At 36.4% G+C, this 18,993-nt stretch carries 16 protein-coding genes; all 16 read right to left on the bottom strand.

Features of this window, described 5'->3' with window-relative positions:
- Window positions 1–2: 2 nt before the first annotated feature.
- Entirely contained in the window at window positions 3–287 is a 285-nt protein-coding gene (locus BM088_RS02520) for a K+/H+ antiporter subunit F (RefSeq protein WP_091979594.1), read from the bottom strand.
- A complete protein-coding gene (locus tag BM088_RS02515; RefSeq protein WP_091979592.1) occupies window positions 281–817 on the bottom strand; it encodes a Na+/H+ antiporter subunit E in 537 nt (178 codons plus the stop codon). The genes BM088_RS02520 and BM088_RS02515 overlap by 7 nt, the downstream gene beginning before the upstream one ends.
- Window positions 817–2,334, bottom strand: coding sequence for a monovalent cation/H+ antiporter subunit D (locus BM088_RS02510; RefSeq protein ID WP_091979590.1), 1,518 nt, complete (start codon window positions 2,332–2,334; stop codon window positions 817–819). Before BM088_RS02510 ends, BM088_RS02515 begins: the two co-directional genes overlap by 1 nt.
- Window positions 2,334–2,690 (bottom strand): Na+/H+ antiporter subunit C, encoded by a 357-nt coding sequence (locus tag BM088_RS02505; protein WP_091979588.1) that lies wholly within the window; start codon window positions 2,688–2,690, stop codon window positions 2,334–2,336. The genes BM088_RS02510 and BM088_RS02505 overlap by 1 nt, the downstream gene beginning before the upstream one ends.
- Entirely contained in the window at window positions 2,690–5,479 is a 2,790-nt protein-coding gene (locus BM088_RS02500) for a monovalent cation/H+ antiporter subunit A (protein ID WP_091979586.1), read from the bottom strand. Before BM088_RS02500 ends, BM088_RS02505 begins: the two co-directional genes overlap by 1 nt.
- Window positions 5,480–5,688: 209 nt before the next feature.
- Window positions 5,689–7,122 (bottom strand): tetratricopeptide repeat protein, encoded by a 1,434-nt coding sequence (locus BM088_RS02495; protein WP_143085025.1) that lies wholly within the window; start codon window positions 7,120–7,122, stop codon window positions 5,689–5,691.
- Window positions 7,123–7,272: 150 nt separating this feature from the next.
- Entirely contained in the window at window positions 7,273–8,175 is a 903-nt protein-coding gene (gene nlpI, locus BM088_RS02490) for a lipoprotein NlpI (RefSeq protein WP_091979582.1), read from the bottom strand.
- Window positions 8,176–8,339: 164 nt separating this feature from the next.
- The gene (pnp, locus tag BM088_RS02485) at window positions 8,340–10,463 is read right to left on the bottom strand and encodes a polyribonucleotide nucleotidyltransferase (protein WP_091979580.1); all 2,124 of its coding nucleotides are present in this window, start codon (window positions 10,461–10,463) and stop codon (window positions 8,340–8,342) included.
- Window positions 10,464–10,701: 238 nt separating this feature from the next.
- Window positions 10,702–10,971, bottom strand: a complete 270-nt coding sequence (gene rpsO / locus BM088_RS02480) for a 30S ribosomal protein S15 (protein ID WP_091979576.1) — start codon at window positions 10,969–10,971, stop codon at window positions 10,702–10,704.
- A 198-nt stretch (window positions 10,972–11,169) separates the two neighbouring features.
- On the bottom strand, window positions 11,170–12,141 hold the full coding sequence (truB, locus tag BM088_RS02475; protein ID WP_091979575.1) for a tRNA pseudouridine(55) synthase TruB: 972 nt from the start codon (window positions 12,139–12,141) through the stop codon (window positions 11,170–11,172).
- 13 nt (window positions 12,142–12,154) lie between these two features.
- Window positions 12,155–12,592, bottom strand: a complete 438-nt coding sequence (rbfA, locus tag BM088_RS02470) for a 30S ribosome-binding factor RbfA (protein ID WP_091979573.1) — start codon at window positions 12,590–12,592, stop codon at window positions 12,155–12,157.
- Window positions 12,593–12,706: 114 nt separating this feature from the next.
- Complete coding sequence (gene infB / locus BM088_RS02465; protein ID WP_091979571.1) at window positions 12,707–15,400, bottom strand: translation initiation factor IF-2; 2,694 nt, start codon at window positions 15,398–15,400, stop codon at window positions 12,707–12,709.
- Window positions 15,401–15,424: 24 nt separating this feature from the next.
- Complete coding sequence (gene nusA / locus BM088_RS02460; protein WP_091979569.1) at window positions 15,425–16,927, bottom strand: transcription termination factor NusA; 1,503 nt, start codon at window positions 16,925–16,927, stop codon at window positions 15,425–15,427.
- A 65-nt stretch (window positions 16,928–16,992) separates the two neighbouring features.
- A complete protein-coding gene (gene rimP / locus BM088_RS02455) occupies window positions 16,993–17,457 on the bottom strand; it encodes a ribosome maturation factor RimP (RefSeq protein WP_091979567.1) in 465 nt (154 codons plus the stop codon).
- Window positions 17,458–17,900: 443 nt separating this feature from the next.
- The gene (gene recR, locus BM088_RS02450) at window positions 17,901–18,500 is read right to left on the bottom strand and encodes a recombination mediator RecR (protein WP_091979565.1); all 600 of its coding nucleotides are present in this window, start codon (window positions 18,498–18,500) and stop codon (window positions 17,901–17,903) included.
- Between the two features lie 141 nt (window positions 18,501–18,641).
- Complete coding sequence (locus BM088_RS02445) at window positions 18,642–18,968, bottom strand: YbaB/EbfC family nucleoid-associated protein (protein WP_091979563.1); 327 nt, start codon at window positions 18,966–18,968, stop codon at window positions 18,642–18,644.
- Window positions 18,969–18,993 lie beyond the last annotated feature (25 nt).

Below are 18,993 nucleotides of genomic sequence, written 5' to 3'. Positions count from 1 at the left end.
CTTTATTCAATAATATCGCCACGAAGTAAGTATTTACACACAGCAACTGTACTTACAAAACCTAACATAGCAATTAATAATGCAGCTTCAAAATATAAAGCGGTATCCATTTGAATACCATATAAAATAATTAATGCGATTGTATTAATATACATGGTATCTAAGGCTAAAATACGGTCTGGTACCGAAGGCCCTATAATTAAACGCCATAAATTCAATAACAAAGCGATGCCAATCATAGAAAAAACAATTAAGATCACTGTATCTAATAATGATAAATCTAACATTGAAAAATCTCCTTTAATGGGGCTTCATATCTTTGTTTAATCATTTTTATTAATGCTTCTTCATCTTCTAAATCTAAAACATGGATCAACAAATATTTTTGAGGCTCTTTATCATCTTCAGTAATGCTTTCTGGTATTGGGTATATTTCAGCGCTTACTGTTCCAGGTGTTAATGAAACCGTACTTGCTAATATTGTAATAGGCATTTCATGAGACAAATCCAGAGGCACTTTTACAAATGCAGGACGTAACTTTTTAGATGAACCCAAGATTAAAATTGCCACTTGCACATTTGCTGTAACAATATCGTAAAGCACTAATAGAAAATGCCTAAGCGCAAGTCCTGGCTTTAAGATCAGCGGTTGTGGCTCTCGAAATCTAAAAGTTAGCAACGGAATTAAAATGGCTAAAATCGTTGCTAAGATCAGATGACCAACTGAAATACTATTATTTAATAATAACCATACAACAAACAATAGCAGGCTACGAAATGGCGTTGGTAACCAAGAAAGTTTTGCTTTTAACCTCATTATTTAGATCCATGATTTGATATGGCTAAAACGGTATTTACATGATTAGTAACATCATGTAATTGTTTAGCGGCAGCTAATGTAAAGTCACTAATAGGTCCTGAAAATATAACCATTAAAGGTGAACATAATAATAAAGTGATAATCACATTTGTTTTTAATGGTGCAGCTTTTTCTTTGGTCGCTTCATTATTAGAATGTCGCCAAAATAAATAGCTTCCGGCACGAGATAAAGCAATTAATACAACAAAGCTAGCAATCAAATACACAGGCCAAAATATATATGTTCCGTTAATTTGTGAAGATGCTTTTAATAGCCAAATTTTACCGATAAAACCAGACATTGGCGGCATTCCCATTACAGCTAAAGCTGCAACTAAAAAACCAGCACCTAATATATAAGGCTGTGCTACGGGTCGACCTTCAACTAATCGATCTGAGACTTTACCTCTTTGAACCGAAATTAAATCAGCCAATAAAAATAACACAGCTATCATTAAGGTTGAGTGAATCACATAATACAGTGCAGCGGCAGTTGCCATCACAGAATGCATACTAATTGCTGCAACTAAAGTACCGACTGAAATAATAACAAGGTTTGCTGTTAGCTTTCTTAAATCCTCACTGGCAAGTACACCAATAGCACCAATCGCAATTGTTAAAATAGCTAATGGCCATAGCCATGATTGTGCCATAAAGGCAAGCTCACCGGCTTGTTCGCCAAAAATTATTGTATATACTCTGAGCATGGCATATACACCTACCTTAGTCATGATTGCAAACATAGCTGCCACAACAGGTAAAGCCGATGAATAGGTTTTTGGTAACCATAAATGCAGTGGTAAAATAGCTGCTTTTAAACCAAATACAATTAATAATAATAAACCACCAATTTTAGCCAGAGCAACATCATCACCAGTAAGCTGAGATACTTTCACTGCCATATCGGCAATATTTAATGTACCCAATACGCCGTATAATACGCCTAATCCAATTAAAAATATGCTTGAACCAATAAGGTTTAAAATTACATAGTGTAATGCCGAGCGGGTTTTATGCTTATCCCCTGCATGCATAAGTAAGGAATATGATGCAATTAATAAAACTTCAAAGAATACAAATAGATTAAATAAATCCCCAGTTAAAAACGCCCCATTAACACCCATAACTAAAAACTGCATTAACGGATGAAAAAAGCTACCACTCTCATCGTCGCCAGCACTTGCATAAGTAATACAACATAAGGCTAAAAGTGAAGTTAATGAAATCAAAAGTGTAGAAAGCATATCACTAACTAATACAATACCAAATGGCGCACTCCAATTACCAATTGCATATACTTCAATATTATTGCTAGCGCTATAATTTAACAATATTAGAGAAGCTACTAATGTAAACAAAGCAAATACTTGAGATACTGTACGTCTAACTTTTACATTTTTACCACAAGGCGGTAGTAGTAATAAAATTGCACCTAACATAGGCAATAAAATAGGCAAGGTCACTAAGTGGCCCATTAACGGCTCTCCCTTTGAGATTCTTTATTTTTATTTGGAATTATTCCATCTACATGATCATTACCTAAATCAGCTCTGCCACGTATTGATAAAATAACGACAAATGCTGTCATTGCAAAACCTATAACAATCGCTGTTAATACTAGGGCTTGCGGTAAAGGATCTGCATATTGAATTGATTGACCTAAAATTGTGGCTTGATTTGAGTTTAACCTGCCTGATGCAAATAAAAATAAATTCACAGCATACGACATCATAGTTAAACCTAGTACAACAGGAAAAGTACGTGCACGTAGCATTAAAAAAATGCCACATGTAACAAGTATTCCAACACAGCCAGCGTATAAAATTTCCATTAATTATTCTCCTTTGGCTCTGTCGCGATAGTCAGCTTTCCTAGGCTTGCCAAAATCATTAAAGTAGAACCCACCACGGTAATATAAACACCTAAATCAAATGCAATTGCGCTGGCAAGTTCAACCTTTCCTACTAGCGGAACTTTAAAATATTCAAACCAACTTGTTAAAAATGGACGATTGAAAAACCAGCTGCCAACACCAGTGGCTAAAGCAATTAAAATACCTGAAGCGATTATTTTTCTGTAGTTAGCATCAAACCGAGATGAAACCCACTGAGAACCATGTGCCATATATTGTAAAATAAATGCAGTTGCGGTAACTAAACCAGCAATAAACCCACCACCGGGAAGGTTATGACCCCTTAAGAAAATATATACCGATACTAATAAAGCTAAAGGTAATAAGCTTTGCGAAACACTAGCTAGTAATATTGGGTGGCGCTCTCTTGCCCATAACCTCCCTTCTCCATCACTAGATGGCATAAATAATGGCAAGTTTGCCAAAAGCTTATAGATACCTAATGCAGCAATGCCTAAAACAGTAATTTCTCCTAAGGTATCAAAACCTCTAAAATCAACCAAAATAACATTAACAACATTGGTGCCTCCACCGCCCGTCTTAGCGTTCGCTAAAAAGAAGTCAGATATCGACGATAAAGGCCGTGTAAGCATGGCATAACAGATGCTTCCAACAACAACACCTATGCTAGAAGCTATCGCTAAATCCCTTAAAATGCGAGGAGAACTCGACTCTTTCGGTGTTTTCTGTGGTAAAAAGAATAAGGCTAGCATTAATAATATAACAGTAACCACTTCAACAATAAGTTGTGTTAGTGCCAAATCTGGAGCAGAAAAGCGAGTAAATGCCACTGAAACCATCAAGCCTACAATTGAAATACTTATCAATGAAACAATACGTACTCTATGCCAAATGATAGTTGCCAATGCGCCCGCAATTAATAGACCTGCACCAACAGCGTTTTGTGGAGAAATTGGCATTAAACTTTCTGAGCCAGCAAGTTGGATCATATCAAATAATGGTAAACCAGCTAATACAAGCACACTTAATAAGAACAAAAATATATATCTTTGTAATGAACCATTCTCAATAGAGTTTATAAATTTAGAGCTAAATTTTACCGAGGTTTGAACCCATAGCTCAAACCAAGCCTTTGCATCAATACTTGGTAAAGAGGCTTGAAATTGAAAAAAGTGTTTACGCTGCGTATATACAAATAAACCTAATACAACAGCAATAAAGCTCATGAGTAAAGGTAAGTTAAACCCATGCCAAATTGCTAAATTATATTCAGGTAGTGCATGGCCTACTACAGCAATTGATGCTGATGTCAAAATACCATCAACAACAAAATTAGGTACTACGCCAACAATAATACAAAGCGCCACTAAAATTTCAACAGGTACTCGCATATACCTAGGCGGTTCATGAGGCATTTTAGTTAACCCAATTGGCTTACCATTAAAGAATACATCATGAATAAACCGTGCCGAATACGCTACGGCAAAAACACCAGCTAATGTTGCTAGCACAGGAATTAACCAAGACATAGATCCTAGTACTTGTTGATGCAGCGTTTCAGCAAAAAACATCTCTTTGGATAAAAAGCCGTTCAATAAAGGCACACCTGCCATAGAGGCTGATGCAACCATAGCAAGTGTTGCCGTATAAGGCATAAACTTAAATAAACCATTTAATTTACGCATATCACGGGTGCCTGATTCATGATCTATTATGCCCGCAGCCATAAATAATGAAGCTTTGAAAATTGCATGATTTATAATATGGAAAATGGCGGCAACCGCAGCCAGTTGCGTATCTAAACCTAATAACAAAGTAATTAAACCTAAATGACTTATTGTAGAATAAGCTAATAGACCTTTTAGATCATGTTTAAATAAAGCAATATAAGCACCTAGTAGTAAAGTGGCCAACCCCGTTAAACCTACAATTAAAAACCAAAGTTCAGTACCAGCTAAAGCAGGATAAAAACGTGCTAATAAAAAAATTCCAGCTTTTACCATAGTAGCTGAATGTAGGTATGCGCTCACAGGGGTAGGAGCACTCATAGCGTGAGGTAACCAAAAGTGGAATGGAAATTGTGCCGATTTAGTAAATGCACCTAACAAAATTAACACTAAAGTAACAGGGTAAAGAGCATGACTTTTAATTAAATCACCACTTTGTAGGACAACTGAAAGGTCATAACTGCCAACAATATTACCCAGCATGATTAACCCTGCCAATAGAGCTAAGCCTCCTGCACCTGTAACAGCAAGTGCCATTCGCGCGCCTTTTCTTGCACTTGACTGATGCCACCAAAAACTAATTAATAAAAATGAACTTACACTTGTTAACTCCCAAAAAACCCAAAGCTGAAGAATGTTATTAGATAAAACAATTCCTAACATCGCAGTCATAAATAACATTAAAAATGCGTAAAACTTAGCCATAGAATCATTTTCGCTTAAGTAATACCTGGCATAAAGGATCACTAACAAACCTATACCTAAGATCATAAAAACAAATAATAGTGCGAGACCATCAAGCCTGAAAGATAGGCTAATGCCTATAGCCGGGAGCCATTCAAGTGAATACAGCAAAGTTTCACCAGAAAAAATAGCCGGTGTATAATAAATTGCAATTGCCAGTGCAATTGCGGGCATAATTGCAGTTAACCAGGCACTCACAGTTCGGTTCAAGCTACCAGTTACAGACGCTATAATGCTAGCTAGTAAAGATAATAAAGGGATCCATAGCAAAGCCATTTGTATATTTCATTTCCAAAATTGAAGTTCAAATCTCTGAAATCATATCATTTATAACCCCAGCTAGAATAGTGAATAAACGTCAATTCTAACTAAATATCACAAATAAAGGTTCTCTCGCTCAAAAATTAACTTATTGATAAGCTAAAGATAAACTTAAGTTAAAAATACATTAATTCAGTTATATGAATTAGCCTTAAATAAAAGCATCACAATACTGGGGTACTGTTCAGATAGTTCATCGCCAAAGGGTTATTTTGTGCTGCAGATAACTTAAAGTAGTGCATTGCAGCCTCTTTGTCAGTCTTGCCCCCTTGCCCGTTAAATAACATTTTGCCATAAAAGTATTGTGCAAAACTATCTAAGGACTTTGTACTGGCCAATAAAAAGTATTTACGTGCTTTTTTATATTGCATTTGCTCATAATACAAGCGTGCTAAATTTGACTGCGCCAATGGCCAATCACCTGATTGTTCTAGTAGTTTAATAGCTGTTGTGATATTGCCTTCTGCTTCTTTTAATAAAGCGACTTGAATTAAAGCACCTTTAAACCCGAGTTTAGCGGCATATAAATACCAAAAACGCGTTTTAGTCGATTGCGCAAAATTCATGGCAAAGACAGGAAACATAGATAAATATTTATTTATATTTTTAGTCAGTTTAATTTGATACTTTTTGGGTAACCCCTTATCTAAATACTGCATTAAAGTTAATTCATTTACTGGCTTGTAAGCTTTTATTTTACTACCGTTACAACTTGCAACGGGTTTCAAATTTTTAAACCGTACTTCAGTATTTCTTTTTAAAGTGAGTTGGCTGTATCTCAAATTTAAAGCATTTAGATTACACCGTTTTTTTTGCTTTGATTTTGATATTTCGTATTCATCATCAAAACCAAACAAATGCATAAACTCGTGCTTAAATACATTAAAACCAGACTCATTCGCTAAATACATTACTCCTTGATGAACATTCGCTTTACCTCCTTCAGCTATTACCATTAAATGACGAATATTATCAGGCCAATCAGATATTTGTGCTAACTGAGTAAAATCACATTTTATTGCTGAATTTACATTTTCTAAACAAGGTAATTTCGATTTATTTATATACAGGGGTTTTGTAAAACATATAGGTAAACCAGATAAGAAGGGATGTTTTGAGAATGAATAGATTTGCTTAATAGATTGAGTCAAACTAGAGTAGCTACGTGCAACAGGCACAATATTAACTTTACACATATTATCTACATCTAATTGTTTAACAGAACTAACAAAGTCAACTCCTACAGTCAAAATATTCTTTTGGGTAAGGTCAATTACATCTTCTTGAGCCAATGCAGTTAACAGTTGAGAGTTATGTAGTTGAGATAAATAAGTCCAATCTTTAGGATCATCTTCATTTAGAAAATAATCTATTTTTTTCCACAACTGATTTTTTTTATAAAATGTAAATAAGTTTTTGCGTGCAATTTTTTTAGCATTTTTATTCTTTGTTTGAACAATTATTTTAAGATAAAGTTTTTCGGCTAATAAGTAACTCTTTTGAATTTCATATCTTTGAGCCAATAAATTCATCGCATCTATATTATTGATAGATGCTAAATAACGAAGACTAGACATAGACTCATTCATTGAATGCATAGCAGTTTGCTTTTGAATTATTGAAGTATTTAAGGCCCTATCATTAATATAATATGCCGATAAATTAAATGGTTTTATATTAATAAGGATCACAGCCAAAAATAAAAGCCGAAGCAAATGCTTCGGCTTTATCTCAAAATAATTTGGCATTTAATGTACTATTTTTGCAGCTTCTAAAGCCATCGCTTCATTTTGCAATACTTGAAGTTCGAGCCTAGCATATTTATATTCAACAAATTCATGGACATTAGTTGCTAAAGCCAATTTGAAGTATTCCGCAGCTCTGAGGTTATTCCCTGCATATTGATATTGCTTAGCTAAATAAAAGTAAGCTTCACACAAACGCTCTGCATATTGTTGTTGATTACCTACATTTTTATCTAAGCCAGCTAAAAAGTCTTCTTCACTTAATTCACCACTGTATAAAGAAACAAGTTGATAAGCCCAGTTATCAGAGTTAAGTTTTTTTGCATGCTGTTTTAAGTGTTTAACGGCTTCTGGTTTTGAGATTGCTTGTTCAGCTAAATAAAGCCAAACCACACGATATGCATCATCAGGTGCATATTCTAAAAACGTAGTAAAATCTGATTTAGCTAACTGAGCTCTGTCACCATAATATAATGCAATGCCTCTGTTAAGATAAGCATATTCATGTTTTGGCTTTAAGTCTAAAACAGAATCAAACATCTCATATGCTTTGGTATATTGTTGCCTTAAAGTGAGATGGATACCTAAAAAATTATATACTTCGGGTAAATCTGGTTTCAGTTTTATCGTTCGATTAAAGTCAATCCATGCTAAAGTTTGCATGCCTAGGCTATCAAACAGTACCCCTCGATCATAATATAGTTGTGCTTTTTGCTCATTTGTTAAATTAGCACGGTAGAGCAATTCACTGTAACGCGCAATTGCCAGCTCACTTCGCGCATTTGATTCCAGCGGTGTTGTGAAAGCAACATTAACAACAGGTAAATCTTGTTTTTCTGGTGTCGATTGACAAGCTGCTAAACTAAGCCCTAGAAAAGCACCTAAAAGTAATTTTTTTAATTGCATCGATTTCCTTAACTGTCATAACCGATTAAATGGGAAGTACTCTTAAGAGTATAGCCTATTCTTTTAGTTCAATTAAACCAATTAGATTAATTAATGCAAATTATGATCGGGTAATAAAAAAGGGGCCAAGCCCCTTTTTTATTTTAATTTAAGCTTAACTCAAATTATTCAGCTGCAGGAGCCTCTGTTGGTGCTGCAGGAGCCATCGCTTCTTTGATGCTTAAGCGAACACGGCCTTGGCGGTCAACTTCAACAACTTTAACTTTAACTTCTTGACCAACTTTAAGGTGATCAGCAACATTATTTACACGCTCTTGACAGATTTGTGAAATATGAACTAAACCATCTTTACCCGGAAGTACATTTACAAACGCACCAAAATCAACGATACGTACAACTTTACCATTGTAGATAGTACCAACTTCAAGCTCTGCAGTGATTTGTTCGATACGCTCGATTGTAGCACGTGCACTTGCACCATCAGTTGCAGCAATTTTTATTGTGCCATCATCTTCGATTTCGATAGTTGTGCCGAATTCTTCAGTTAATGCTCTGATCACCGCACCACCTTTACCGATTACATCAGCAATTTTCTTAGGTGGAATATTCATAGTGTAGATACGAGGAGCAAACTCAGATAATTCTTCAGAAGGAGCTGAAATCGCTTCGTCCATCACTGTAAGTATGTGTAAACGTGCTGCTTTTGCTTGCGTTAAAGCAATTTGCATAATTTCTTGCGTGATACCTTCAATTTTGATATCCATTTGTAATGCAGTGATACCACCTTGAGTACCCGCTACTTTAAAATCCATATCGCCTAAGTGATCTTCATCACCTAAGATATCTGAAAGGACAACAAAGTTTTCGTCTTCTTTAACAAGACCCATAGCAATACCTGCTACAGATGCTTTAATTGGTACACCCGCATTCATAAGTGCAAGTGAAGAACCACACACTGAAGCCATTGAAGATGAACCATTTGATTCAGTGATTTCTGATACAACACGAATTGAGTATGGGAATTCAGTTAACGTTGGCATTACTGCTTTCATACCACGCTTTGCTAAGTTACCGTGACCAATTTCACGACGTTTAGGAGACCCAACAAAACCAGTTTCACCTACACAGAAAGGAGGGAAGTTATAGTTAAGCATGAAGTGATTCTTTTGCGTTCCTAAAAGGTCATCAATTAGCTGAGAATCTCTTTCTGTTCCTAAAGTAGCAGTCACTAGTGCTTGTGTTTCACCACGCGTAAAGATTGAAGAACCGTGAGTACGTGGGAGTACACCAGTTTTAACATCTAAAGCACGAACAGAAGCAGGATCTCGACCATCAATACGTTTTTCACCAGCAATAATGCGACCACGAACTGTTTTCTTCTCTAGTGAACCTAAAAGTTTACCCACTTCTTGAGTATCTAACTTTTCATCTTCTGCGAGTTCAGCTGTTAACGTTTCAATCACTAGCGCTTTAGTATCATTGATTGCATCTTTACGTGCTACTTTATCAGTAATCAAATAAGCTGCACCGATTTTCTCTTCTGCAAGCGCGGCAATTTTATCTGCTAAAACAACATTTTTTTCTGGAGCTGTCCAGTCCCAAGTAGGTTTGCCAGCTTCAGCTTTAAACTCATTTACTGCAGTAATGATAGCTTGAGCTTGTTCATGACCATATACAACAGCACCTAACATTACGTCTTCTGGTAATACATCGGCTTCTGATTCAACCATTAATACTGCGTTATCAGTACCAGCAACAACTAAATCTAATTGGCTGTTTTCTAATTCTGTAACAGAAGGGTTTAATACATATTGACCATCTACATAACCAACACGAGATGCACCTATAGGACCATTAAATGGGATCCCTGAGATGGCAAGTGCCGCTGAAGTACCAATCATAGTTAAAATATCTGGTTGAATTTCAGAGTTTGAAGATACAACTGTTGCAATAACTTGTACTTCGTTCATGAAACCTTCTGGGAATAATGGACGAATTGGACGGTCAATTAAACGTGCGATTAATGTTTCGCCATCATTTGGACGACCTTCACGCTTAAGGAAGCCACCTGGAATACGACCTGCAGCATACATACGCTCTTGGTAATTAACAGTTAATGGGAAAAAATCTTGACCTGGTTTTGTATCTTTCTTACCAACAACAGTTACTAAAACTGATGTATCACCCATGCTTGCTAATACAGCACCACATGCTTGACGTGCAATTGCACCCGTTTCTAGGGTTACTTCGTGTTGACCTAATTGAAATTTTTTAATAATTGCTTGCACTTAATATTCCTTAATAAATAAGTATGAAATTGTAGTTTTGCTTTAAGTACCAATTCCAGTAGTTAATTGTACTTTTGAAACTCAAATTTGGCTTATAAGTTTCATAAATTTTAAGATCAATTAACTACTACAATTGGTATCCGCGCTTAGTATACTTTACAAAACACACTATAGTAATAAACAGCCATAAAAAAAGAGGCTAAAAGCCTCTTTTTTTAATCAAAATCTTAGCATCGAATTAACGACGTAGGCCAAGCTCTTGGATTAACGCTTTGTAAGACTCTACTTTTTTACCTTTAAGGTAATCAAGAAGTTTACGACGTTGGCTAACTTTACGTAGAAGACCACGACGAGAATGGAAATCATGTATGTGGCTTTTGAAATGGCCTTGAAGCTTGTTGATATCATGTGTTAATAATGCAACTTGAACTTCTGGTGAACCAGTATCACCTTCAGCGCGTGCAAATTTAGCAATGATTTCAGCAGTTTCTTGAGTACTTAGTGACATATGTAACTCCAATAAATTTAAATTTTAGACTTTTAATTAAAAAAGTACTTAGGGTGTTTAAGCCGATCACTAATTCAGCAAAAACGATTCGGGCGAGATTATACGGGTTTAGATACCTGCCTGCAAATATTTTATTGACCGCGCAGATAATTAATTCTAAAACGTAAATAGATTCAAATTATCCTATGAAGTTAATATTCATTTAGGTTGTAAACTTTCTAAAGTGCGCTTAGCTTTTAATTCACCTTTATCATTTTTTTCACCTACTCCAATAAATATTTTATCACTGCCAGCTGTGACTCTTACCACACCATTTGGTAAATTATTCACAATAATACTGCGACCATTTGCAAAAAACTGCCCGTCTTCCACGCTAATATTCACTTCTTCAAGATCCGCAACAGCAGTATCCATAGGCAATAATAATGAATCTAAAACAATGTATGCATCTGGAGATATTTGTTCTCTTTTATCAGACTCATTTGTTTTACCACGATCAAGTAATTCCTGTATTTGATCTAAAGTAACCATTTGATCACTTGGATAATTACCTACTTTTGATCGATGCAACATAATTACATGAGCTCCACATCCTAGCAACTCACCTAAATCATCAACAATCGTTCTAATATAAGTACCTTTACTCACATGTGCCGTCATTTGGATTTCATTGGTTTCGCTATCGAACTCATCAAAAGTCAGACTAAATACATTTATTTCCCTACATTTCCTAGGAACTTCTATGCCTTCTCTGGCATATTTATATAAAGGTCGACCTTCATATTTTAATGCTGAATACATAGATGGATATTGATCAGAGATACCAATGAATGTTTTTATGGCATCTTCTATCTGAGAGTGTGTTACTGATACTGGTTTTTCACAAACAACATCACCTTGGGAATCTGAGGTTGTTGTACGGACGCCTAATTTCGCTCTAACAACATAAGTCTTATCTGTATCTAATAGAAACTGTGAAAACTTAGTTGCCTCACCAAAACAGATAGGCAGCATGCCTGTTGCTAATGGATCAAGTGCTCCAGTATGCCCTGCTTTTTGGGCATAATAAATTCCTTTTGCGCGTTGTAAAACATTGTTAGAGGAAAGCCCTTCTTGTTTATTTAATAATAAAACTCCATTTATAGGGCGACCTTTAGACCTTCTTGCCATCTTCTAAAACCTATTACTCTTGCTCTGTTGAACTATCTTCGCTGTTATCTGCGATATTTTCATTATTGCTAACGTCATCATCATTACGTCTTTCATTATCGGTACGCACCGCCGTTTCAACTAAGTTAGAAATACGCATTCCTTCCATTAATGATGTATCTAATACAAATTTCAATTCAGGCATGATACGTGCGCGAATACGTTTACCTAAAACTGAACGTATATAACCTGTTGCATCATTTAATATTGCTACACTCTGTTTTGCACTATCTTCATCTTTCTGATCTAGGATAGTTATAAAGATTCTTGCGTAAGATAAATCACGAGATACTTCAACAGCAGATACTGTTACAAAACCTAAACGTGGATCTTTTATTTCTCTTTGTAAAATTAGTGCTATTTCTTTTTGAATAGACTGACTTACGCGATCAGTACGAGAAAACTCTCTCATTTTATCACTCTTTAATTAATTAAAATTTTGGCTGTTTAAGCACAATATTTTAAATATTCTAAAATACGAATGGGGGCTAAAGCCCCCATTAATTAATTTATAAATTATTAAAAGTTATAGCGAACGCTGAACTTCAACAATTTCAAATACTTCAATCTGATCACCCACTTTAACGTCATTATAGTTCTTAACGCCGATACCACATTCCATACCGTTACGAACTTCTTGAACATCATCTTTAAAGCGACGAAGAGACTCAAGCTCACCTTCGTAAATAACCACATTATCACGTAATACGCGAATTGGATTACTACGTTTAATTGTACCTTCAGTAACCATACAACCTGCGATAGCACCAATCTTAGGAGATTTAAATACATCACGAACTTGTGCTAAACCAATGATCTCTTGCTTGAATTCTGGTGCTAACATACCAGACATCGCTTGTTTAACTTCTTCAATCAAGGCGTAAATTACACTGTAGTAACGTAAATCTAGGTTCTCATTTTCAATTACTTTACGCGCTGAAGCATCAGCACGCACGTTGAAACCAACGACGATTGCATTTGAAGCTGCTGCAAGCGTTGCATCTGTTTCAGTGATCCCACCTACACCAGTACCTACAATCTTAACCTTAACTTCATCTGTTGATAATCTTTGTAAAGAATCAGAGATTGCTTCAATTGAACCTTGAACATCAGCTTTAAGTACAACATTAACTTCAGAAATATCGCCTGCAGTCATATTTGCAAACATATTTTCAAGTTTGGCTTTTTGCTGACGAGCAAGTTTAACATCACGGAATTTACCTTGACGGTAAAGTGCTACTTCACGTGCTTTTTTCTCATCTTTAACAACTGTCGCTTCATCACCTGCAGCTGGAATACCAGATAATCCTAAGATTTCAACTGGAATCGCTGGGCCTGCTTCAGTGATATCTTTACCATTTTCGTCGCGCATAGCACGAACGCGGCCATACTCTTGACCACATAAAACGATATCACCTTTTTTCAAGGTACCTTCTTGAATCAGAACTGAAGCAACTGGACCACGACCTTTATCTAGGCGTGACTCAATTACAACACCTGCAGCCATACCTTCTTTAGATGCTGTAAGCTCTAAAACTTCTGACTGTAGCAAGATTTGCTCTAATAAAGCGTCAACATTTTCACCTGTTTTAGCTGAAATGTGAACAAATGGTACATCACCACCCCATTCTTCAGGTATAACATCATGTTGAGAAAGTTCATTTTTAACGCGATCTGGATCAGCGCCTTCTTTATCAATTTTATTAACAGCAATAATAAGAGGTACTTCAGCAGCTTTAGCATGCTGTACCGCTTCTACTGTTTGTGGCATTACGCCATCATCTGCAGCAACAACAAGTACTACGATGTCAGTTGCTTTAGCACCACGAGCACGCATTGATGTAAATGCGGCATGACCAGGAGTATCTAAGAAAGTGATCATGCCATTTTCTGTATCTACATGGTATGCACCAATATGCTGTGTAATACCACCAGCTTCACCATCAGCAACTTTAGCTTTTCGGATATAATCAAGTGTTGAAGTTTTACCATGGTCAACGTGACCCATAACAGTAACAACTGGAGCTCGAGACTCTTTATTACCTGCTTCACCACGATCAGCAAGCACATTTGTTTCCAATTCATTTTCTTTCACAAGAACAACTTTGAAACCCATTTCTTCTGCAACAAGTTGTGCAGTTTCTTGGTCAATGATTTGGTTAATTGTAACCATATCACCCATTTTCATCATTGCTTTAACAACTTCAACACCTTTAACTGACATTCTGTCTGCTAAATCTGCAACGCTGATAGTTTCACTGATTCGAACATCTTTTGCTTTAACTTCGCCAGTTGGTTTAGTAAAGCCATGCTGTAAAGAAGTTGGTGCTTTTAATTTTGCTTTTTGACCACGCCCTTTACCACGTAAAGTCGTTGTGGTAGCTGGTTTTTTCTTCTTACGACGACGATCACTTTTAGCTTCTTTCGCTTCAGTTTCATCTTCAGCGGCACGTGCAGCATTAGAAGTTGTTACATGTAAATCAGCAGTTGCTTCTGCTTTTTTACGTGCTGCTTCTTCAGCTTTCCAACGAGCAGCATTTTCTTCTGCTAGTTTACGAGCTTCTTCAGATAGCTTTTTACCTTCCTCTTCTGCTTTTTTGCGTGCTGTTTCATCAGCTATATTTTGAATACGCTGTGCTTCTTGACGCTCTTTAGCAATACGCTGTGCTTCTTCTTTACTTACAACCTTCTTAGGCTGTGCGGCAGCTTTACGAGCAGCTAGTGCTTTTTCTTTTGCTTCTTGCTTTGCTTTAACTTCTGCTTCATGCTTTAGTTTTGCAGCAGCTTCAGGGTTTGCTTTTTGCTTAGCAACTAATTCTGCATTTTCTTCAGCTTTAATTGTTGCTACTTTTTCAGCCGCACGTTCAGCTAAACGTCTTTGCAATGCTTCAGCATCTTTACGAGCTTGTTCTTGTTGTTGTTCTTGTACTGCGCTCTTTTTAGCATATGTACGTTTTTTACGAACTTCAACTTGAACTGATTTTTTACCTTTAACGTTTAAAGTACTTTTACTTTTACGTTGTAAAGTCATTTTTGCTGGTTCAGCCGTACCTGTGCCACCATGTTGCTTATTAAGGTGGTCCAAAAGGGTCGTTTTTTCAGTATCAGAAACGCTTTCACTTTCTGATTTATTGATACCCGCTTGTGCTAACTGTTTAACTAATTTATCAACAGTTGTGCCTATATCACTGGCTAGCTTCTCTATGCTTACATCTGCCATCTACTTGTTATCTCCGTCAATAAATTATTCGTTAGCGAACCAGCATATATTACGTGCAGCCATTATTAGCTTGCCAGCTTCTTCATCAGGAAGCTCTGTAATTTCTACTAATTCATCAATGCCTTGTTCTGCCAAATCTTCTAAGGTAATTACACCTTTACTTGCCATAACAAATGCTAAATGTTTTTCTAAGCCTTCAAGGGCTAATAAATCTTCAGCAGGATGTGCGTCCTCTAAAGATTCTTCTGATGCTAATGCTTTTGTGGTGATAGCTGCTTTTGCACGGTTACGCAGTTCTTCAACTGTTTCTTCGTCTAAGTCACCAATTTCCATAAATTCTGCAACTGGAATATAAGCAACTTCTTCTAATGAAGAGAAACCTTCTTCAATTAGTAAAGTGGCAAAATCTTCATCTAAATCTAAGTTTTCAGTAAATAAAGACATTAACTTATCTGATTCAGCTTGGTTTTTCTCAGCCATGTCATCAACCGTCATTACATTTAGTTCCCAACCAGTAAGTTGAGTCGCTAAACGAATATTCTGGCCATTACGACCAATAGCTTGTGCTAAGTTATCTGATTCAACCGCAATATCCATAGAGTGAGTATCTTCATCCATTACGATTGAAGCGACTTCAGCTGGTGCCATTGCATTAATAACAAATTGTGCGGGATTATCATCATATAAAACGATATCAATACGCTCACCACCAAGCTCTGTAGAAACAGCTTGAACTCGTGCACCACGCATACCAACACACGCACCAACTGGGTCAATACGTTTGTCGTTAGATTTAACAGCAATTTTTGCACGAGAACCAGGATCACGTGCACCAGCCTTAATATCTATAGTTTCTTCGCCAACTTCTGGCACCTCAATGCGGAATAATTCAATCAGCATTTCAGGTTTTGAACGTGTTACAAATAATTGTGCACCACGCGCTTCAGGTTTTACTTCGTAAAGTAAACCACGTACTCGGTCACCCGGGCGGAAGTTTTCACGAGGTAACATATCGTCACGGTAGATTACCGCTTCAGCATTATTACCTAAATCTAACATAACAGCTTCACGTGTTGCTTTTTTAACAACACCCGTTACCATTTCACCAACTTGGTCTTGATATGCCTCAACAACTAAAGCACGTTCAGCTTCTCTTACTTTTTGAACAATAACTTGCTTTGCTGTTTGCGTTGTTACACGGTCAAATTTAATTGAATCTATTTGATCTTCAACATATTCACCTATTTGGATTTCAGGCTCATCAAATTGCGCAGCTTCAACTGTTATCTCTTTATACGGGTTTTCTAAAACGCCCGTTTCTTGGTTTGCTTCAACAACCATCCAACGACGAAAAGTATCATACTCACCAGTTTTTCGGTCGATGCTTACCCTTACTTCTATATCACCTTCATGTTTTTTCTTTGTTGCCGTTGCTAAAGCAATTTCTAAAGCTTCAAAAATTTTTTCTTTAGGGACTGCTTTTTCATTGGAAACAGCTTCAGCTACCAATAATATCTCTTTTGCCATTTTATATTCCTCGCTGCCTTATTCCTTTGTGCTCAAATTTATATTTAGCAGTTAAAATTTAGCAGTTAAAATTTAGCAATAATGTTTGCTTTTTCGACATTACCTAGCATGATTAAATAATCAGAACCATCAATAGATAATGTCAACATATCACCTTCAACTGATACTAAATCGCCTTTAAAGTTGCGGCGACCGTCTTGTGGAAGTTTTGTTTTTAAACGAACTTCTTCACCCAGAGCTTTTTCATAATGCTTAAACTTAAACAGTGGACGATCTACTCCAGGAGAAGATACTTCCAAGTTATATTCATTTGTTATTGGGTCTTCGACATCTAAGATTGCACTTATTTGACGACTTACATCAGCACAATTATCAACCGTGATCCCCTCTGCATTTTGTATATTTTCGATATATACACGCAAAGTAGAATGCTGGCCAGCTCGAACAAACTCCAGGCCTAACAATTCAAAACCTATCGCTTCGACGGCAGGTTCTAACATTGCTGTTAAATCTTGTTCTAGCTTTGTCACAAGTTCCTCCATACAAACAAAAAAGGGCATAATGCCCATAATATTTAATTACATTAAATAACTGCTATCACTTATTTAATATAACTAAGTTTTATTATGTTCCAGAAACAACTACGCCCCTTAACTTAGGGGCGCACACCTGGAGCATAAAAATGTGTGCCCATAAGGGCTTGCGTGATATAAAAGTCATATCAAAAAAATCAAAAAATGATTTAAACGCAAAATGCGCATTACCTGAATGCGCCATAACCATCATTACCTAAGTAATGGCTTGGTTGCGGGAGTATTTAAGCCATCCATTTCTACTCAAAGAATAGTAAGCAAAAGCTAATTTATTCTACACCGCATTATGATGGCAGGGATTATAATTTCCCGCAGCTTATTTAGCAACCTTTGAACATCATATTTTTAAGATTAAATTAAAATATTTATATGCACGATACTTAAACCACTTTACGACCATTAAATGCATGGGATAATGTCATTCCATCAACCAAATCAAGCTCACCTCCAACAGGGACTCCATGGGCGATACGTGAAGCTTCCACCTGGTTTTTTTGACAAAGTTCAGCGATAAAATGCGCGGTTGTCTCACCTTCAATAGTTGGATTAGTTGCTAAAATAACTTCCTTTACGTCACTGGTTATTAATAGATTATCCAACTGATCTAAGCCAATTTCATTCGGGCCTATACCGTCAAGTGGTGAAAGATGCCCCATTAACACAAAATATCGCCCTACATATTGACCCGTTTGCTCTATCGCCAAAATATCAGAAGGTGATTCCACAACACATAATAATCCCGAATCAATTCGTTTGACGTTTTGGCATAAATCACAAATAGCTTCTTCACAAAAAGTACGACAAGATTGACAATGACCAATTTTATCCATTGCTTTAGTTAATGAACGCCCTAATTGACTACCGCCATTTCTATCTCTTTCTAATAAGTGAAAAGCAATCCTTTGTGCCGATTTTGGACCGATACCAGGCAAACAACGTAAAGCATCGATTAATTGAGAAAGGCTTGCAGATAATTTCATTGTGTTAGCTCTTTAAGAGTGGAATATAAATATGCAGAAAGTTATTTTTATAATCTGGTTGGGTACATATGATTTGTTTTTACAATAAAAACAGCTCGAATACAGATTAACATCGATGCAACCTGTATTCATTCAACTATTTTAGAACGGCATTTTCATACCTGGCGGCATTTGCATTCCACCTGTTACTTTACTCATCCTTTCTTGACTTTGTTCTTCAACTCGACGAACGGCGTCGTTAATTGCAGCTGCAACTAAATCTTCAATCATATCTTTTTCGTCTTCCATTAGGCTTTCATCAATATCAACGCGACGAACATTATGATTACCTAACATAGTTACTTTAACTAAACCTGCGCCAGCTTCGCCAACAACTTCCATTTTTGCAATTTCTTCTTGGGCTTTTTGCATGCGGTCTTGCATTTGCTGCGCTTGCTTCATCATGTTGCCCATTCCGCCTTTAAACATATTCTCTACTCTCTATTACAATTAA

Source organism: Pseudoalteromonas denitrificans DSM 6059, assembly GCF_900112265.1.
Classification (GTDB): Bacteria; Pseudomonadota; Gammaproteobacteria; order Enterobacterales; family Alteromonadaceae; genus Pseudoalteromonas; species Pseudoalteromonas denitrificans.
The sequence above is the reverse complement of the archived record's forward strand: the minus strand, read 5'-3'. Positions and strand labels throughout refer to the sequence as shown.

Excerpts from the sequence above, each read along its gene's own strand:
- BM088_RS02520 (WP_091979594.1), bottom strand. The coding sequence starts at position 287 with ATGTTAGATTTATCATTATTAGATACAGTGATCTTAATTGTTTTTTCT.
- BM088_RS02515 (WP_091979592.1), bottom strand. The coding sequence starts at position 817 with ATGAGGTTAAAAGCAAAACTTTCTTGGTTACCAACGCCATTTCGTAGC.
- BM088_RS02510 (WP_091979590.1), bottom strand. The coding sequence starts at position 2,334 with ATGGGCCACTTAGTGACCTTGCCTATTTTATTGCCTATGTTAGGTGCA.
- BM088_RS02505 (WP_091979588.1), bottom strand. The coding sequence starts at position 2,690 with ATGGAAATTTTATACGCTGGCTGTGTTGGAATACTTGTTACATGTGGC.
- BM088_RS02500 (WP_091979586.1), bottom strand. The coding sequence starts at position 5,479 with ATGGCTTTGCTATGGATCCCTTTATTATCTTTACTAGCTAGCATTATA.
- BM088_RS02495 (WP_143085025.1), bottom strand. The coding sequence starts at position 7,122 with ATGCATTCAATGAATGAGTCTATGTCTAGTCTTCGTTATTTAGCATCT.
- nlpI (WP_091979582.1), bottom strand. The coding sequence starts at position 8,175 with ATGCAATTAAAAAAATTACTTTTAGGTGCTTTTCTAGGGCTTAGTTTA.
- rpsO (WP_091979576.1), bottom strand. The coding sequence starts at position 10,971 with ATGTCACTAAGTACTCAAGAAACTGCTGAAATCATTGCTAAATTTGCA.
- truB (WP_091979575.1), bottom strand. The coding sequence starts at position 12,141 with ATGGCAAGAAGGTCTAAAGGTCGCCCTATAAATGGAGTTTTATTATTA.
- rbfA (WP_091979573.1), bottom strand. The coding sequence starts at position 12,592 with ATGAGAGAGTTTTCTCGTACTGATCGCGTAAGTCAGTCTATTCAAAAA.
- infB (WP_091979571.1), bottom strand. The coding sequence starts at position 15,400 with ATGGCAGATGTAAGCATAGAGAAGCTAGCCAGTGATATAGGCACAACT.
- nusA (WP_091979569.1), bottom strand. The coding sequence starts at position 16,927 with ATGGCAAAAGAGATATTATTGGTAGCTGAAGCTGTTTCCAATGAAAAA.
- recR (WP_091979565.1), bottom strand. The coding sequence starts at position 18,500 with ATGAAATTATCTGCAAGCCTTTCTCAATTAATCGATGCTTTACGTTGT.
- BM088_RS02445 (WP_091979563.1), bottom strand. The coding sequence starts at position 18,968 with ATGTTTAAAGGCGGAATGGGCAACATGATGAAGCAAGCGCAGCAAATG.